At 66.8% G+C, this 17329-nt stretch carries 11 protein-coding genes; 5 read left to right on the forward strand and 6 right to left on the reverse strand.

Annotation, left to right across the window (positions count from 1 at the left end):
- A partial coding sequence (locus MKK51_RS02860) for a beta strand repeat-containing protein (RefSeq protein ID WP_243974848.1) occupies positions 1 to 4447 on the reverse strand: 4447 nt, incomplete at its 3' end.
- Complete coding sequence (locus tag MKK51_RS02865) at positions 4444 to 5184, reverse strand: VCBS domain-containing protein (RefSeq protein WP_243974849.1); 741 nt, start codon at positions 5182 to 5184, stop codon at positions 4444 to 4446. The genes MKK51_RS02860 and MKK51_RS02865, both read right to left, overlap by 4 nt.
- Positions 5185 to 5891: 707 nt before the next feature.
- On the opposite strand from MKK51_RS02865, the gene MKK51_RS27345 reads away from it, so the two are divergent.
- From MKK51_RS27345 to MKK51_RS02880, 3 genes are all read left to right on the forward strand, one after another.
- A complete protein-coding gene (locus tag MKK51_RS27345; RefSeq protein WP_243974850.1) occupies positions 5892 to 6455 on the forward strand; it encodes a helix-turn-helix transcriptional regulator in 564 nt (187 codons plus the stop codon).
- A gap of 193 nt (positions 6456 to 6648) precedes the next feature.
- Positions 6649 to 8079 carry a phosphomannomutase gene (locus tag MKK51_RS02875; protein WP_243974851.1) on the forward strand — a complete coding sequence of 477 codons (1431 nt, stop codon included), beginning with the start codon at positions 6649 to 6651 and terminating at the stop codon, positions 8077 to 8079.
- 411 nt (positions 8080 to 8490) lie between these two features.
- Positions 8491 to 11538, forward strand: a complete 3048-nt coding sequence (locus tag MKK51_RS02880) for a M10 family metallopeptidase C-terminal domain-containing protein (RefSeq protein ID WP_243974852.1) — start codon at positions 8491 to 8493, stop codon at positions 11536 to 11538.
- Between the two features lie 232 nt (positions 11539 to 11770).
- Here the strand turns inward: MKK51_RS02880 and MKK51_RS02885 are convergent, their stop codons facing one another.
- On the reverse strand, positions 11771 to 12733 hold the full coding sequence (locus MKK51_RS02885; RefSeq protein ID WP_243974853.1) for a sulfonate ABC transporter substrate-binding protein: 963 nt from the start codon (positions 12731 to 12733) through the stop codon (positions 11771 to 11773).
- Positions 12734 to 12751: 18 nt separating this feature from the next.
- On the reverse strand, positions 12752 to 13297 hold the full coding sequence (locus MKK51_RS02890) for an OsmC family protein (protein WP_243974855.1): 546 nt from the start codon (positions 13295 to 13297) through the stop codon (positions 12752 to 12754).
- A gap of 458 nt (positions 13298 to 13755) precedes the next feature.
- Here MKK51_RS02890 and MKK51_RS02895 point away from each other — a divergent pair, with 458 nt between their 5' ends.
- Both MKK51_RS02895 and MKK51_RS02900 read left to right on the forward strand, forming a co-directional pair.
- Entirely contained in the window at positions 13756 to 14874 is a 1119-nt protein-coding gene (locus tag MKK51_RS02895) for an MBL fold metallo-hydrolase (RefSeq protein ID WP_243974857.1), read from the forward strand.
- A complete protein-coding gene (locus MKK51_RS02900) occupies positions 14867 to 15514 on the forward strand; it encodes an SCO family protein (protein WP_409565599.1) in 648 nt (215 codons plus the stop codon). The genes MKK51_RS02895 and MKK51_RS02900 overlap by 8 nt, the downstream gene beginning before the upstream one ends.
- 15 nt (positions 15515 to 15529) lie before the next feature.
- Here MKK51_RS02900 and MKK51_RS02905 read toward each other — a convergent pair whose 3' ends face one another.
- Together MKK51_RS02905 and MKK51_RS02910 are read right to left on the reverse strand one after the other, a co-directional pair.
- Positions 15530 to 16420, reverse strand: coding sequence for an ABC transporter permease (locus tag MKK51_RS02905; RefSeq protein ID WP_243974858.1), 891 nt, complete (start codon positions 16418 to 16420; stop codon positions 15530 to 15532).
- Entirely contained in the window at positions 16417 to 17328 is a 912-nt protein-coding gene (locus MKK51_RS02910) for an ABC transporter ATP-binding protein (protein ID WP_243974860.1), read from the reverse strand. The genes MKK51_RS02905 and MKK51_RS02910 overlap by 4 nt, the downstream gene beginning before the upstream one ends.
- Position 17329 lies beyond the last annotated feature (1 nt).

The following is a 17329-nucleotide window of genomic DNA, read 5'->3' on the forward strand; positions in this document are numbered from 1 at the left end:
GGGCACTCGCATCGCCCAATTCGGCCACGCTGGCCGGGGAGGTGATGGCGCTGAGGATCGTCTTGTCGTTGGTGCCGGTGATGGTGATGGTCTCGGTCTGGGCGACCGTGACCTTGCCGTCGCTCACCTCGTAGCTCACCAGGATGGTCTCGGTCGCACCCGCCTTGAGGTGGTCGAAGGCCGCGTTGGTCGGATCGACCGTCAGGCTATGGTCGGACAGGCTGATCCCGGCCGGAGCCGTCGTCGAGGCATCGGCCGAACCCACCTTGTAGGTGACGCCCGTCACCGTCAGCACGGCGCCGTTGTCGAGGTCGGACGCACCCTCAAGCAGGTTCTTGGTGAAGGACGCAGCGCCCTCGACGGCCGAGACCGTCAGCGCCGCCGCCACCGTCGGGGCATCGTTGGTGCCGGTGATGGTGAAGCTGAGGGTGCGCGTGTCGGAATCACCGACCTTCACCTGGTAGCTGACGACCAGCGAGTCGTCCGCGTTGAGGAAGTCGAGGTTGGCGGCCGCCGCATCGTAGGTGTAGCCGAGCGTCTGCTCCCCGCCATTCGAGGTGACGCTTGAGCCGAAGGTCAGCTTACCGTCAACGAGGGCCGCCTCGAGGATAGCTGCCTGGCTGCCCGTCAGAGCAACGCCGTTCAGCTTGAGGGTCGGAGTTCCCTCGATGGATGCCGCGAGCGTGTCGCCCGCGTCGAGATCGGTGAAGGTCAGCGTGCCGGTGATCGCGCCCAGATCCTGGGCAGTCGCGGTCCCAGCTTCCGTAACCGAGGACGAGGCGGGCGTGATCGCGCTGAGGACCGTCTTGTCGTTAACGCCGGTGATCGTGACCGCGATGTCCTGCGTAGCCGTACCATCGGACGACACGACCGTGAGACGGTCCGTCACGGACTGGCCGCCGTACAGCTTATCGACGGGGGTCGTGCCGTTGGCGAGGGCGTAGGTCCAGGCTCCGGTCGTGGTGTCGAAGGTGAAGGTGCCGTAGGTGCCCGCCAGAGACGCGGGAGCCTTGAACGAGGCTTCGCCGGCATCGGCGTCGGCGACGGCGAGCTGTCCACCGATGGAGTTCGGGGTCGCGTCCTCCGTGAGAGCGCCGGTCGCCGTTCCGGTGATCGACGCCAGATCGTTGGTGCCCGTGAGGCTGATGGTCAGCGTCGACGAGGCGGTGAGATTGCCGCCGTCCCGGATCGTGTAGGTGAAGACGTCCGTCGGGGTATCGGTCGCATGCAATGCGTCGAAGGCGGCGTTGGCGACGTACTCGTAGCTGCCATCGGCATGGAGGGTCAGGGTGCCGTAGGTTCCGGTGAGCGTGACGCTCCCGTTGGTGAGCGCCTGATCCGCACCGTTGCCGGCCGCACCCGAAACGATGGTGAACGTACCGTTGGCACCGGCATCCTGATCCGTGTCATTGGCGAGCAGGGTCCCTGCGGGCGCCGTGAGCTTGGTCACGCCGGCATCGGTGCCGGAGGTATCCGCGGCGGAGTTGACATTGGCCAGCGCGACGGGCGCTTCGTTCACGTCCTTGACGGTGAAGATGTACGTCTTCGGCGTTGCGTTACCGGCGAAGTCCGTGACCTGGACGGTGACTTTATAGGTATTGTCGCCCCCCTGGTCGGTGGGGGCCTCGAAGTTCGGCGCGGTCTTGAAGGAGAGATGACCTGCTTCGTCGATCTGGAACAGGTCCGCGTCGTCGTCGCCGAACGAGATGATGTCGAACGTGACGCTGGAGGTGTCGCCACCCGGTGCGATCACGCTGCCGAGGTCCTTCGTGTTCTCGTTGATGTTACCCGAAAGATTGGCCGCGACCGGAGTGGTGTCGTTGACCGTGACGGTCACGGTCTGGGTCACGACGCCGCCATGGCTGTCCAGGGCCTGGACCGTCACGACATAGCCGTTGTTCGCGCCGGCATCGGTCGGCGCCTCGAAATCCGGGGCCACTTTGAAGGACAGGTTCCCGCTCGCGTCGATGGCGAACATCCCGCCATCGGCGCCGTTGGAGCCTCCCGTCAGGATCGAATAGGTGAACGCGGTGTCGTCGGTGTCCGAGACATGGACCGCTCCGACGACCGTGCTGTTCTCATCCACCGAGAAGGAAGCGGAACTCGTGATGACCGGCGCATCGTTGGCGCCCGCGATGCTGACGGTGACCGTCTTCGCGGTGCCGTCGGCGGTCGTGACGACGAAGCTGTCGGTCAGCTTGTCGCCGACGTTGAGCGCCTGGACGGTCGAATTGCCGTCGTTGAGCGTGTAGGTCCAGGTGCCGTCGGAGGCGACCGTGAAGGTGCCGTAGCCGTTGGCGCTCGCCGTGGCGGTGGAGACCTCGGTGAAGGTGTTCGCGTTGTCCACGTCGGTGCTGATCAGCTGGCCGGTCGCGGTGGCAATCCCGGCCGTGCCGTTCGAGACCCCGCCCGCCTCGGTCACGCTGCCCGCAGCGACACCCGTCACAGTGGCCGCATCGTTGGCGCCATGGATGGTCACCGTCACCGTCTTCTCGGTGCCGTCGATGGTCTCGACCACGAAGCTGTCGGTCAGCTGGCCGCTGACGTTGAGCGCCTGGACGGTCGAATTGTCGTTGTTGAGCGTGTAGGTCCAGGTACCGTCGGAGGCGACCGTGAAGGTGCCGTAGCCGCTGGCGCTCCCTGTCGCGGTGGTGACCGCGGTGAAGCTCGTGTCGTTATCGACATCGACGCTGGTCAATGTCCCGGTCGCGATGGGAGTGCCCGCCGTGCCGTTCAAGACCCCGCCCGCCTCGGTCACGCTGCCCGTGCTGGTCCCGTTCACGGTGGCCGCGTCGTTGGCGCCCTCGATGGTCACCGTGACCGTCTTCTCGGTGCCGTCGATGGTCGTGACCACGAAGCTGTCGGTCAGCGTGTCGCCGACGTTGAGTGCCTGGATGGTCAAATTGTCGTTGTCGAGCGTGTAGAGCCACTCGCCGTTCGAATCGACTGTGAAAGTGCCATAGCCCTTCACGCTGTCCGCATCGGAGACCACCTTGAAGGTGCTCAGATTATCGACGTCGCCACTGATCAGCTGGCCAGCCGCCGCGGGATCATTCAATTCGCCGTCGTTGACGCCGCCGGCCTCGGTAACGGTGCCCTTAGCGTCACCCGTCACGATGGCCGCATCGTTGGCGCCGGCGATGCTGACGGTGACCGTCTTCGTGGTGCCGTCGGCGGTCGTGACCACGAAACTGTCGGAGAGCGGGGCGCTGTCGGTGTTGAGCGCCTGAACCGTCGCGTTGGTGTTATCGAGCGTGTAGGTCCAGGTGCCGTCGGAGGCCACCGTGAAGGTGCCGTAGCCGTTGGCGCTCGTCGTCGCGGTGGTGACCGCGGTGAAGGTGTTGGCATCGTCGACGTCGGTGCTGGTCAGCTGGCCGGTCGCGGTGGGAGTGCCCGCCGTGCCGTTCAAGACCCCGCCCGCCTCGGTCACGCTGCCCGTCGCGACACCCGCCACGACGGCCGCATCGTCGGCGCCGTTGATGGTGACCGTCACCGTCTGCTCGGTGCCGTCAGTGGTGTGCACGACGAAGCTGTCGGTCAGGGGGTTGCTGGCGGCCTTGAGCGCCTGGACGGTTTCGTTGCTGTTATCGAGCGTGTAGGTCCAGTTGCCGTCGGAGGTGAGCGTGAAGGTGCCGTAGCCCTTGACGCTCCCCGTCGCGGTGGTGACCGCGGTGAAGTTCGTGTCGTTGTCGACATCGACGCTGGTCAATTGCCCGGTCGCGGTGGGAGTGCCCGCAGTGCCGTTGGCGACCCCGCCCGCCTCGGTCACGCTGCCCGCGATGGTCCCGCTTACGGTGGCCGCGTCGTTGGCGCCCGCGATGGTCACGGTGACTGTCTTCTCGGTGCCGTCGAAGGTCTTGACCACGAAACTGTCGGAGAGCGGGACGCTGTCGGTGTTGAGCGCCTGAACCGTCGCGTTGGTGTTATCGAGCGTGTAGGTCCAGGTGCCGTCGGAGGCGACCGTGAAGGTGCCGTAGCCGTTGGCGCTCGCCGTCGCAGTGGAGACCACCTGGAAGATGTTCGCATCGTCGACGTCGGCGCTGGTCAGATGGCCGGTCGCGGTGGCAGTGCCCGCCGTGCCGTTCGAGACCCCGCCCGCCTCCGTCACGCTGCCCGTCGCGACACCCGCCACGACGGCCGCATCGTCGGCGCCGTTGATGGTCACGATGACCGTCTTCTCGGTGCCGTCGATGGTCTTGACCACGAAGCTGTCGGAGATCGGATCGCTTGACGCCTTGAGCGCCTGGACAGTCGAATTGTCGTCGTTGAGCGTGTAGGTCCAGGTGCCGTCGGAGGCGACCGTGAAGGTGCCGTAGCCCTTGACGCTCCCCGTCGCGGTGGTGACCGCGGTGAAGCTCGTGTCGTTGTCCACGTCGGTGCTGGTCAGATGGCCGGTCGCGGTGGCAGTCCCCGCGGTGCCGTTCGAGACCCCGCCCGCCTCGGTCACGCTGCCGCAGCGTCACCCGCCACCACGGCCGCATCGTTGGCGCCCTTGAGGTTGATCGTCAGCGTCGAGGAGCTGGTCAGGCCACCGTTATCGGTGATGGTGTAGTTGAAGACGTCAACGGGATTGGACCCGGCCTGCAGCTTGTCGAGTTCCACGTTGGCGACGTACTGGTAGCTCCCATCCGCGAAGAGGGTCAGGGTGCCATACGTGCCCGACAGCGTGACCTTGCCGTCGACGACGGCCTGAGTCCCGTTCTGGCCGAACGAGCCGGACGTGACCGTCCGCGTGCTGTTGGCATCCGGGTCGGTATCGTTCTTGAGCACGCCAGCGCCGGCGAGCACGTCGAGCTTGCCGACACCGTCATCCGAAGCCGCGGTGTCGCTGACGGTAGCCGTGTCCAGGACCGCGACGGGATTCTCGTTCACGTCGGCGACGTTGACATTATAGGTCTTCGAGGTGAGGACGCCGCTGCTGTCCCGCGCGGTGACCGTCACGCGGTAGACGCCGTTATTGTCGCTGTCCGTCGGGGATTCGAAGTTCGGGGCTTGGCCCTGGCGGAAGCTCAGCAGTCCATTCGAGTCGATCTGGAACTTGGCGCCGTCGAAGCTCTTCGAGATCGCATAGGTGATGCCCGTCGTCGATTCACCCGTCGCAGAATTTGCATCGGTATCACCAACATACCCGACAACGAGGGTGTTCTCATTGATCGTGGGCAGCTCGGAGACGAGTGACGGCATGGCAATTCCCCTGGGCAGCGATCGACGCTGACGTGCTGATTATTTGAAAATTCAGACGCGACACGAAAGTGGGTGAGCATCAGCAGCCGCTGTACCGCCGCACAAAGGTTGGCAGAAACGATCCACCTTTGGCTGACCTTCGAGTGCCAGCCTGAATTCAAAATACGAAGCGGGTTTTGGTCCCGCCTTCGCGGCAACCTCTAAGGGGCGGGAAAGCGACTCACATCCCTCGTTTGAGGGAGAGCCCCGAAAATAAAAACCCTCCGGCCTCCCTCATATGAGGGATGACAAACCGAGATAATTTATCGGCGAGAGGCGGCGCCCCGGCGGCCTGACTTTGGAAAATCTGAAATTCCTTACGCCTGACAATTGGTTATCTCGGGGAATCGGAATGTCCGCTCCGCCTCGGAACTGGACGAGGAACCATCGACAGAAATGCGAATTGTGAACGTGTTCATTTTGCAGCGGACTCTGGCGTTGTAAGACCACATACATCGGTTCACGGGGCCGCGAACTTTTGAGGGGCCGCCGTCATCATTGCGAGTTTGGGCGCGCTGAGGGAGTTCGGGTCTTGGGGATGTCCGGTCGCATTGCACATCCGCTTCCCGCCGAATTGGGTTCGGCCGGCGAAGCGAAGGGGAGAGCGCAGGAAAAAACCCTGTCTCGTTAGAATATTGAAGAAGAATAATATTCAGAGGGGGACGATCGTGTCGATCAACAGCCGGTTCTTCGGCGTTTTGGATCGCATGGGCTGCGGCGCGCTTCTGCTGGATTCCGACGGGGATGTCGTCGAGTCCAATCAGGCCGCGATCCGGGCCATCCAGGAGTTCAACCAGGATCAGACGGCGAAGATCACCGATCTGAGGTCCGGCTTCAAGAGCGTGCTCGAAGCGGGCGGAACACGATTCCGGCACAGGTCCGAATCGTGGATCATGGTACCGCGCGTCGGAAAACGATCCCTGGCCATCCACGCGATGCCGGCCGGCGACGAAAAAGATGCCTATGGCTATACGCTCGTGACGATTGTCGATCTGGATGAGAATCCAGATCCCAGCAACGAAGTCATGCAGAAAATGTTCGGCCTGACCCTGACGGAATCCAGTATCGCCAAGCAGATCTGCTACGGGAAGACACTTGCGGAGATCGCATCCGACAAGCGTATCACGCTCTGGACTGTCCGGACACATCTGGCGTCGATCTTCTCCAAGACGCAGACACGCCGCCAATCGGATCTGATGTCGCTTCTCCATCGAATCACCGCTATCGCGTGATGCGGCATCCACCCGCCCACCCAGCAACCTGACCCCGCGCGAGCCCGGTGCTCGGGCGGCCGTCCGACCCTGCGCCCGAACAGGGCGGAAACGTCTCGTCGCGACCGATTGAGACGACGGCGCACTCCCCCTAAAAGCGGGGCTTGTCCTGCCGCTCGGCGTGCCGAGCGCGCCCATCACACGTGGAAAGCTCATGAGCAGTCTGAAATTCGGGACCAGTGGCCTGCGCGGATTGGTGAGCGACCTCGTGGGATGGCCGAGCTACGCCTATGCCAGCGCGTTCTTCCGTGCGATCGCCGCCACGACCGGCGCCAGCCGCGACGTCGTGATCGGGCGGGATTTGCGTGACAGCAGCGAGGGGATCGCGGCGACGGTGGCCGCCGCCGCGGCAGGGGCCGGCTTCACGGTGTTCGATTGCGGAGCACTGCCGACACCGGCCCTCGCCCTCGAAGGCTTCCGGCGCGGGGCCTGCGCCGTCATGGTCACGGGCAGCCACATTCCATCGGATCGCAACGGCCTGAAATTCTATCGGCCCGACGGCGAGATCACGAAGTCCGACGAGGTCGCGATCCTCGCCGCCCTGGGCGACGTCACCAAGGTCGGCGACATGCCGCCGGTCGATGCCGCCATGCGGGAACCGGGAGCGATCGACCGCTACCGCCGGCGCTACACCGATGCCTTCCCGTCCACCATCCTGGCCGGCCAGAGGATCGCGGTCTACCAGCAGAGTTCCGTGGCGCGCGATCTCCTCTCCGACGTGTTGGCCGCCCTCGGGGCCGAGGTCGTCGCCATCGGCCGCTCGGACAGTTTCGTGCCCATCGACACGGAGGCCCACCGCCCCGAGGACATCGCATTCATCCGCGACGCGATGGCATCGGGCGGCTTCGACGCGCTGGTGACGACCGATGGCGACGCGGACCGGCCACTGCTCGCGGACGCCGCCGGCCGGATCGTCCGGGGCGATGTGCTCGGACTGATCACCGCCCGTCATCTCGGGGTCGACACGGTGGTCGTTCCCGTCACGGCGGGTTCGGCCATCGAGCATGCGGGCGGTTTCCGGCGCGTGCTGCGCACCAAGGTCGGCTCGCCGTTCGTCATCGCCGGGATGGGCCGGGCGCAGAGCGAGGGAGCGACGACGGTCGTCGGTTTCGAGGCCAATGGCGGATTCCTCCTCGGTTCGGACGTTGCCGTCGGCGACAAGATCCTCCCCGCCCTGCCCACGCGCGACGCGATCCTTCCGATCGTGGCGACCCTGGCGGCGGCACGGGACGCCGGCCTGACGCTCGCCGAGCTCGTCCTCTCCCTGAATGTCGGCGAGACCGCCAGCGACCGTCTGCCCGACACGCCCGCGGAGCGGAGCGGCACGTTGCTGCGCCGACTCGGTCAGGCAGCGTTCCGCGCGGACTTCTTCCGCCCGCTCGGTACGCCGCAGGCCGTGGACGAACAGGACGGTGTCAGGGTCGGACTCGACGGGGGCCGAACGATCCACTTCCGCGCATCTGGCAATGCGCCCGAGCTGCGTTGCTACGCGGAGGCGGAAACGGCCGCGCAGGCCGAGGAGATGGTCCGCTGGGGACTGGCGGCAGCGGCGGCGGCGATGACGCACGCGGCCGGGTCGGTCTAGAGCTGCGGCCGACCACGTCGGGTCGGGGCACAGCTCTCGACCCTTGTTGTGTTGCACTCTTTTTCGCCGAAACGGCATCCACTTCGGCGGAGAGCGCTTCAGCGCCGGCGCGGCGAGCCCGGGCTCCCGATCGGCCCGGCCCCTCGAACCGCTCCGTTCTCGAACGGGATCCGCTCAGGGCCTGGTCCGTAGGATCGAGGCCCGAGTGGCTGGAGCGTCGGTGCACCGGACTACGACAGCGGGACGGAACCTCGGACACCCGGCCCGTTCCAGCGGGAAGGAGATGAGTTTCTTCACGAACTCATTCGATGATCCGGGGCGATCCCCTCGTTGGCTGACGCCTCGGCCCCGTCGATATCCGGCATCGGGGGCGGGTCGTCACCGCACTCACCTCGGTCCCAAGCCCGCACGATGACGACCCCACCGCCGAACTCCCAAGTCCTCGTCCCGCTCTATACGGCGTTGCCGCCCCCGCCGGGTGCGGAGACCGGAAACACGCCACCGGATTACCGCCCCTTGGAGACGGCGGGCCTTCAGAACGGCTTGTTCGCCCATGTCTCCGTGGTCGGCATCGCCGGGACCGACGGGCAGCCCGTTCCCGCGGCCCTGAGCCAGACCCGGCCGGCGACGCATTCCACTCCCGATGCGACCCACATGACCGGCGTCGAGGTACCGCCCGCCACCGGCACGTTCCAGGTGGATACGGGATCCTGGGCCACCGTGCTTCCGCAGGCGCTCGTCGAGGCCGCGGTCGGTGCGATCGATTGGACGCTCTATCCGCAATATAAAACGGGGAGCCTGGAATACAGCAGCGACGGCACCGTGGAATCCGGCCACTGGGTTCCGCTGATCCTCGCCTTCCCCGATGCGACCCTGCCGGACGGCAGCGTGCCGACGACGACGGTCACCGCCCTCGTCCGCGGCGGCGACAGCAAGACGCATATGCTCGGCATCGGCTTCAACACCGGCTACGCCACGAACGTCGTGGGGACCACGCTCACCTCGGCGAACAACGCCGTCCTGAACCTCGCCGAGATGAAGAGCGGGGAGATGGCCCACAGCTACATGATCGACGGTCAGGGGATGCATCTCGGCTGGTCCCTCGGCGACGGGGACGCGGGCTGGACGGTTCAGGCCCTCGACGAGGCCCCCTCGACCCCGTTGGCGGGCAGCCCGCAGGACTGGCTCTCGCCGACCGGCACCGTGGTGATCGACGGCAGGGTCCATAACGGCATGGATCTGCTCTTCGACACCGGCACGCCGGAAGCCTTCGTCCATTATCCCGGCATCACGAAGCCCGGCCACCTGATGCCCGATGGCAGCATCCTGTCCGTGACCGTTCCCGGCGCGAACGGCGCAGCCACCAGCTACGGCTTCGTCCTCGGGGACGAGGGAGCGGAGACGCCGTCCAACGTCTGGGAGAACCGCGCCTTCCACGGCTCGGAATCGTTCATGAACACCGGAGCCCATTTCTTCCGGGACCACAGCTACGTCTACGACGCGGATCACGGCCTCGTCGCCTTCAGGACCGACGGCGCGCCGGTCTCTCCGACGATGACCGAGGAGGTGTCCTTCATCAACGGGCTCTCGCCCGACGGAACCCTGACGGATGTGAGCTTCGCCGGCTGGGAGGGGAGGACCGCCCATAAATGGGGGGCGCCCACCGCCGGAACCGGGGCGATGGTGACCTATGCCTTCGATCCGGACTCGTCGTTCTCCGCGAACGAGCAGGCCACCGTCCTGCGGGCCTTCGCGACCTGGTCGGGCGTGGCGGATGTCCGCTTCGTGGCGGCGGCGTCGAGCACGGGTGCCGATGTCCTGATCCATCGCGGGAACGACGGCCGGGCGGATACGAGCAACACGAGCTCACGCGGCAGCGGAAGCACCCTGGGCACGCCTCAGAGCCAGGTCGTGGTCTCCATCGATACGAGCAGGCATGGATTCGACCTGTCGGGCTCCCTCCACGAGGCCGCCGGATACGGATTCGGGACCATCGTGCACGAGATCGGCCACGTCCTCGGCCTCGGCCATGGCGGCCCCTATAACGGCAACGTCGATCCCGCCACGCAGCAATTCAGCGCCTATGACGACCGGGAATGGTCGGTCATGTCCTACATCGACTGGACCCAGGCAGAGGACGCCAAGTACCGCGCGAACGATGCGCTCGCCGGCACCGATTGGGGCCGCGCCGACGGCGAAACCCGCAAATCCAGCCAATCGCTGATGCAGCTCGACATCCTGGCGATCCAGCAACTCTACGGCGCCGCGTCGCCGGCCGACACGCCGTTCTCGGGCGGCCAGACCTACGGCTTCAACAGCTCGATCGCCGGTCCCCTGGAGAAGATCTACGATTTCAGCCTCAACACGCAGCCCGTGCTGACCCTCTACAACGAGGGCCGCCACAATAGCCTGGACCTGTCGGGTTTCGCGAAGGCCGCCTTCGTGGACCTCCGGTCGGGGGCCATCAGCAGCGTCGCTGGGCTGACCAACAACATCGCCATCGCGCAAGGCACGGTGATCGAGACCGCCATCGGCGGAAGCGGGCGCGATACCATCGTCGGCAACGGGGCCGCCAACCTCCTCGACGGAGGCGACCGGTCCGACTTCCTCTACGGTCTCACAGGCGGAGACACCTACATCGTCGATACCAGGGCCGATCGCGTCTTCGAACTGGCCCATCAGGGCTACGACCGGGTTCTCGCGGAGGTCGGCTACGCCCTCGGCACCGGCCAGTCGATCGAGTTCCTGGCCGCACGGGACGCCACCGCCACCGATGCCCTCAAGCTCGTGGGCAACGAGATCAATCAGGTGCTGCGCGGCAATGCCGGAGACAACGTCCTGAACGGGAAGGGCGGCACGGACAGTCTCCATGGCGGCGCCGGCGACGACACCTACATCGTCGACCGGCACGCCGACCGTGTCTTCGAGACGGGCGGAGAAGGTCGCGACACGGTCGTCGCCTCAGCGAGCTATGCCCTGGCCGCCGGGCAGGAGATCGAGGTGCTGAAGCTCGCGGTCTCCACGGGCACGGCCCGTTTGCACCTCGCCGGCAACGCGTTCGACAACCTGTTGCGTGGCAACGAAGGCGCCAACACCCTCGACGGGGGATCGGGCTCCGACGTCTCGAGGGGCATGGGCGGCCGGGACGTCTTCGCCTTCTCGACCACCCTCGGGGCGGGCAACGTCGACCGCATCACCGATTTCACCGTCGGCGAGGACCGCATCCGGCTGGACGACGCCATCTTCGCGGCCCTGGCACCCGGCCGCCTCGCCGCCGGCGCGTTCAAGGACCTGGGCGTTCCCGGCGCCCGGCTCGATGCCGACGACCGTATCCTCTATGACCACGAGACGGGCGCGCTCTCCTACGATGCGTATGGCAGCGGCACCGCCGATGCGATGCGCTTCGCCGTCCTGACCAACAAGGCGGATCTCGGCCACCTCGACATCTTCGTGGTCTGATCCGGGGGCCGGCCCCGTCGCGCAAGGCAGAAGCCAGGACGGGGCCTAAGACGGCGTCGAGACGGGAGCTGGCCCGCGCCACTCCGCGTCGACCGTACCGACCCCGTCTGCCGGAAGCGCCGCGGTCGCCCCGTCAGACCCGGCCCCGGTGATCGGTGACGGTCACTCCGATGACGATGCGCGGGCCGTCGGCGCGGGTGGTCACGATGTGGGGGGGCCGGGGCTTGCGGGATCAGGTGCGCGGCGGGGTCCAGACGGCGTCACGCACCTGGATGGCGCGGGGGATGAGCCCGAGACGGTGGAAGCGGTCCGCCGTCGCCTGTTGTCCCGACAGGATCGCGTCGGTGAGGGGCCGGACCCCGAAACGGGTGCGGTCCGCCGCGACCTTCTGGATCTCGTAGGGGATGCCCGTCACGGCGTTCAGCGCCTTGGCGACCTCGTCGCGGTGCCCGTCGGCCCAGGCCGCCGCCTCGGAGAGCCCCGCCAGGCTCTGGACGATGACGTCCGGATGCTGGTCGGCGAAGGTTCGGTTGGCCAGGAAATAGGCCGACACGTCGAGGGTCTCGCCGGAGGTCGTCAGCACCCTGGTCTTGTTCCGCGCCTGCGCGACGGCGAAATAGGGATCCCAGATCGACCACGCGTCGACACTGTCGTTCGCGAAGGCCGAGCCGGCATCCGCCGGCGTCAGGTAGGCGGGCGTGATGTCCGAAAAGGTCAGGCCGGCCTTCTCCAGGGCGGCGATGATGAGGTTGTGCGCACTCGTGCCGCGACCGAACGCGACCTTCTTGCCCTTCAGCTCGGCGACCGACCGGATCGGCGACGCCTCCTTGACCAGGATCGCCTCACCGTCGCCGGAGGGCGCCGCGGCGCTGACATAGACGAGGTTGCCGCCCGCCGCCTGCGAGAAGATCGGCGGGGCGTCACCGGTATAGCCGAAATCGATGCTGCCCGCGCTCAGGGCTTCGAGCAGGGGAGGCCCGGCCTGGAACTCGACCCACTGCACCTTGGTCCCCTGCGCGGCCAGGCGCTTCTCGATCACCCCCTGCTGCCGGGCGACGACGATGAGACCGATCTTCTGGTAACCGATCCGGAACTCCTTCGGCGCGGCCTGCGCGGCGACGGCGCCGGTGAGGGCGGCGAGGCCGGCTCCGAGCGCGAGGAGCAGGCTCGGCACGCGGCGTCTGGTGATCGTCACGGATTGATCTCCCTTGTGTCATGCATCCGCCCGGCGAACCGGTGCGGCATCGGTGAAGCGGCCGCTCACGCCCTGAGGCAGGCGCAAGAGGTTGAGGATGGGGCAGGCCTTCTCGACCCGCGCGTGGAGCACCGCGATCCGGGCCGGATCGGCCGGCGACTCGAGACGCACCTCGTAGGACAGGTCATGGGGATGGACGGGGACGTCCTCGTACCCCTCGGCGCCGGCACGGGGATCGAAGGTCCCCGAGACCTCCACCTCCAGGGACGTGATCGGCACGTCCTGAAGGGCGGCCTGGATCAGCACCGTATGCGCGAGGCACGACCCGAGGACCCCGAGCTGCAGTTCGGGCGAACTCGGCCCGAGATCGAAACCGGCGAGGTCGGGACCGCTATCGCTGACGATGGCGTGCCGGCGGATCCCGATTCGGCGAACGCCGCTGCCGCCTTCCACCGTCGCGCGTGCCGCCAGGGACACGGCGGAGACCGCGCCTTCGCGAATTCGCTTGGTGCGGAGGTCGAGCGCGCGACGCTTCTCCACGAGATACGAGTCTATGTCGCCCATCGGCCCGCCGCCCCGTCGATGACGGACCGGGCAGGCCCGGCTTCGTCTTGTGAAGACGCTTGTATAGTCCGACAGCGACAGAATGAGCTTCCGTTGTTCTTGCAAAGGCGGGAACGCCATTCCGACTTTCGTGTGCGCCGTGGCTTTTCCTCGCCTTCATGCCGGACCCGCGCCGCATGGAGGCGCGTGGCTCGCTGTCCACGGGCCGGACGCGGGACGCTCCTACCGTCCAAGGGGGAGCCGGGACGCATGCGACATGGAGGCGAGGAACCCTGTCGGGGTGGAGCGCCGACCATGCAGCGGGAGCAGCATCCCGAAGAAATGGAATTTCATCACCGTCACCGAATGCAGAACGATTACCTTCGCCGCCTTGGAAATACAGCATACCAGTCAGGACGAGCTCGGCTATAACGTCACCATAGTGAGCAATGCGACGCGTCGGCGTCGGGGAGGATGGCATGGCCCGAGAAATCGACAGGCGGGGCTTTCTGAGAGCCTCGGCGGCCTTTGCCGCGGGCGCGACCGCGGGGTTCTCCTGCATCGAGATCGCGAATGCCGCAGGCATCGACGTGCCGACGGTGGACAGGCTCAGCCTGCGCGTGCTGATCGATTCCTCCCACGACCAGTTCCTCAAGCCGGCGACGGTGCAGGGCGTCGTCCACCAGCCGCCCGGCAACGGGCGCGGCAGCGACTACCGCAAGGTCCTGCACAACCAATGGGGCCTGTCGCTCTTCGTGGAATCGCAGCGCGCGGAGGAGGCGCGGACGATCCTGCTCGATTTCGGCTACAGCCCCGACGCGCTCCTGAACAACATCGAGATCCTGCAGGTCGACCCGTCCAGGATCGACGCCCTCATCGTCAGCCACGGCCATCACGACCATTACGGCGGCCTCAACGGGTTCCTGGACAAGTACCGCGCCTCGCTCCCCGCCGACCTGACGCTCTATGCCGGCGGCGAGGACAATTTCTGTCACCGCGTCAGCCCGAGCAAGGTGCAGGGGCAGTTCACGGATTTCGGCCAGCTCGACCGGCGCGAACTGACGGCGCAGAAGATCAGGACCGTCCTGTGCGAGACGCCCACGGTGGTGGCCGGGCACGCCTTCACCACCGGCCAGATCAAGCGTTCCTCCATCGAGCGCATCCTGCCCAACACCTTCGTGGAGCGCGGGATCAAGGACGGTCTCGGCTGCGATGCCACCCATTATTCGCCGGCCGAACTGCAGGGACAGATCATTCCCGACGAGCATGTCCACGAACACGCGACCTGCTTCAACGTGAAGGGCAAGGGCCTCGTCGTCATCAGCTCCTGCGGCCATGTGGGGATCGTCAATTCGGTGCGGCAGGCGCAGGCCGTCTCGGGCGTCGAGAAGGTCCACGCCATCGTCGGCGGGTTCCATCTCGGGCCGGCGCCGAAGGATTATCTCACCCAGATCGTCGCCGAGATTCGAAAGCTCGACCCCGACGTGGTCATCCCGATGCATTGCAGCGGCCTCAACTTCGCCCTGGAAGCCCAGGCGCAGATGCCCGCCAACGTGATCGTGCCGACCACGGGCAGCCGTCTCACCTTCGGTGCGTAGGTCCAAAGCCGCGGCGCTGCTCCTGTCCCTCCTGGCCTGGCACCCCATGGCGCCGGCCAAAGGCGCGGAGCCAGTCAAGGGCACGGAGCCGGCGCGACGCTCGGCGGCGGAGCTGATGGACGTGCTGATGTGGAACCGCGAGCCGGTGGGCGGGCCCTTCACCCTCGTCGATCACGAGGGACGCACACGCACGGAGGCCGACTTTCGCGGCAAGCTCCTCCTCGTCTATTTCGGCTACACCTCGTGCCCCGATATCTGCCCGACCGACCTCATGGAGATCGCGCGTGCGCTCACCCTGCTGGGCGCGGAGGCCGATTCGGTCCAGCCGCTGTTCGTCACCCTCGATCCGGAGCGGGACACGGTCGCGCATCTCGCCGAATACGTCCCGAACTTCTCACCCCGGCTCGTCGGCCTGACGGGCGATCCTGCGGCCATCCGTCAGGCCGCCGATGCCTACCGGGTGTTCTTCGAGGCGGGAGCGGGGACGAACGGTGACAGGACGATCGACCACTCGGCCTTCATCTACCTGATGGACCGGTCGGGGGCCTATCTCGGCTTCTTCCCGCCGGGCACCTCGGCCGAACGGATGCTGACGATCATCCGGCCGCATCTCGGGGGCCTGCCCGTTCCGCCGCGATGAAAGACCGCCCGACGATCATCGCGCCATGCCCCAGCGCCGCACGGTGAGCCGTTCGAAGGCCGCGAACACGACGTTCTCGATGACGAGGCCGATGACGACGACGAGGACGAGACCGGCGAAGACGCGGTCGGTGTAGAGTTCGTTGCGGTTCTGGAAGATGTACCAGCCGAGGCCGCCGCGCCCCGAGGAGGCACCGAAGACGAGCTCGGCCGCGATCAGCGTGCGCCAGGCAAAGGCCCATCCGATCTTGAGGCCGGACAGGATCGCCGGCAGGGCGGCCGGGATGAGGATCTGGATCACGTAGGACGGGCCGCGCAGGCCGTAGTTGCGACCGGCCATGCGCAAGGTTTCGGGCACGCCCTGGAAGCCCGCATAGGTGTTGAGCGCCATCGGCCACAGCACCGAATGGATCAGGACGAAGATCAGGCTGCCGGAACCGAGGCCGAACCAGAGCAGGGCCAGCGGCAGAAGGGCGATCGCCGGCAGCGGGTTGAACATCGCCGTCAGGGTCGAGAGCAGGTCGCGGCCGAACTGGGTCGAGACGGCAAGGGTGGTCAGCAGGAAGGCCAGGACGATGCCGCAGACGTAGCCCTGCAGCAGCACGACGAGGGAGATCCGCACCCGGTCCAGCAGCTCGCCGTTCACGAGGCCTTCCACCAGGGCGGACATCGTGGCGCCGAAACCGGGCAGCAGCAGGTCGTTGTCCTGCCAGCGCGCCAGCCCCTCCCAGACGAGGACAAGGGCGACGATGATCAGGCCCTTGCGCAGCCAATCCTGCTGCCAGAGCCGGGTCGAGAACGGCAGCACCCGCTCCACCGGTGCTTCCAAGAAGGGGGCGAGCACATGGTCGTATTCGGGACGGATCGGCGGCACGAGGGGCCGGCCGGCGAGACTGGCGTCGCTCATGCGGAGGCCCTCGCGGATCCTTCGGGTTCGGGGGCGGCCTCGAACAGGCGGTCATGCAGTCGCTGCACCGCACCTTGAAAATCACGGCTGCCGATGCTGGTCAGATCGAAGGCATGGCTGTTGATCTCGGCCCGCACCCGGCCCGGATGGGGCGAGAGCAGCGCCACCCGGTTGCCGACCACGAGGGCCTCCTCGATGGAATGGGTGACGAAGAGCAGGGTGAAGCGGGCCTCGTCCCAGAGGGCCAGCAACTCCTCCTGCATCCGGCGCCGGGTCAGGGCGTCGAGGGCCGCGAAGGGCTCGTCCATCATCAGAACCTTCGGCTGCATCGCCAGCGCCCGGGCGATCGCCACGCGCTGCTTCATGCCGCCCGATAGCTGGTGCGGGTAGCTGTCGGCGAAGGGAGTCAGCCCGACCTTGTCGATGTAGTGCCGCGCCCGCTCGGCGGCCTCGCGCCGGCCGAGGGCCCGTGCCGCGCGCAAGGGAAAGGCGACGTTCTGGGCGACCGTCTTCCAGGGCGGCAGCTGGTCGAATTCCTGGAACACGACGATGCGGTCGGGGCCGGGTTCGCGAACCGGCACGCCGCCGAGGGTGATCTCCCCCTCCACCGGGCGGAGGAAACCGGCCGCCGCCTTGAGCAGGGTGGACTTGCCGCAGCCGGAGGGCCCGAGCAGGACGAACCGATCTCCCTGATGGATATCGAGATCGATGCGATGGGTGGCGCGCACCACCCGCTCCGGCGTGCGGTACTCGAGGGTCACCCCCCTGATCCGCAGCAGCGGCGTCGCCTCGGCCGCGACCGGGGCATGGGCATGGGCGCGCGCCTCCTCACGCCGCGCGGATGCCCATGCGCGGGGATCGGGGAGCCCTGTGATGGAAAAGTCGGAGCGGGGAGCCGTGGAGATCATG

Origin of the sequence: Methylobacterium sp. E-045, assembly GCF_022829685.1 — a bacterium.
In the GTDB taxonomy this organism is placed as follows: Bacteria; Pseudomonadota; Alphaproteobacteria; order Rhizobiales; family Beijerinckiaceae; genus Methylobacterium.

What these genes read in the sequence shown, in the direction of transcription:
- MKK51_RS02895 (WP_243974857.1), top strand. Translation starts at nt 13,756, where the DNA reads ATGGCCCGAGAAATCGACAGGCGGGGCTTTCTGAGAGCCTCGGCGGCC.
- MKK51_RS02875 (WP_243974851.1), top strand. Translation starts at nt 6,649, where the DNA reads ATGAGCAGTCTGAAATTCGGGACCAGTGGCCTGCGCGGATTGGTGAGC.
- MKK51_RS02880 (WP_243974852.1), top strand. Translation starts at nt 8,491, where the DNA reads ATGACGACCCCACCGCCGAACTCCCAAGTCCTCGTCCCGCTCTATACG.
- MKK51_RS02910 (WP_243974860.1), bottom strand. Translation starts at nt 17,328, where the DNA reads ATGATCTCCACGGCTCCCCGCTCCGACTTTTCCATCACAGGGCTCCCC.
- MKK51_RS02865 (WP_243974849.1), bottom strand. Translation starts at nt 5,184, where the DNA reads ATGCCGTCACTCGTCTCCGAGCTGCCCACGATCAATGAGAACACCCTC.
- MKK51_RS02890 (WP_243974855.1), bottom strand. Translation starts at nt 13,297, where the DNA reads ATGGGCGACATAGACTCGTATCTCGTGGAGAAGCGTCGCGCGCTCGAC.
- MKK51_RS02905 (WP_243974858.1), bottom strand. Translation starts at nt 16,420, where the DNA reads ATGAGCGACGCCAGTCTCGCCGGCCGGCCCCTCGTGCCGCCGATCCGT.